This window comes from Bradyrhizobium sp. Ce-3 (genome assembly GCF_022835695.1).
Classification (GTDB): domain Bacteria; phylum Pseudomonadota; class Alphaproteobacteria; order Rhizobiales; family Xanthobacteraceae; genus Bradyrhizobium.
Genome location: NZ_BQUV01000027.1, coordinates 1 through 456 on the forward strand (window position 1 = coordinate 1; position 456 = coordinate 456).

Below are 456 nucleotides of genomic sequence, written 5' to 3' on the forward strand. Positions count from 1 at the left end.
TGACTTGCGCTGCGGTCGAGAAGCCCGGCGCGAAGATGAACTTGTGGATCTGGGCCTCGGTCATCTTCTCGAGCTCGGCCTCGGTGACGAGACCGTTCTGGAGCGCCTTGGCCTTGATCCGCTCGGTGTTGAGCCCGCGGCCATTGTCGGCGATGCAGATGATGATGTGGCCGCCCTCGTGATAGGCTGATAGCCGTATGGTGCCCTGCTCTGGCTTGCCGGCGGCGACCCGCTCGGCGGTGGTCTCCAGGCCATGATCGGCGGAGTTGCGCACCATGTGCGTCAAGGGATCCTTGATCAGGTCGAGCACCTGGCGGTCGAGCTCGGTGTCGGCGCCGTGCATCTCGAGTTCGATCTGCTTGCCGAGTTCGCCGGAGAGGTCGCGGACGATGCGCGGCAGCTTCTGCCAGGCATTGCCGATCGGCTGCATCCGCGTCTTCATGACGCCTTCCTGCA

Annotated in this window: 1 protein-coding gene; it reads right to left on the reverse strand. The window is 64.5% G+C overall.

What is annotated here, in order from left to right; genetic code table 11:
* The coding region (locus BRSPCE3_RS35670; RefSeq protein WP_309296346.1) for an ATP-binding protein at positions 1 to 456 on the reverse strand (456 nt) is incomplete at both ends.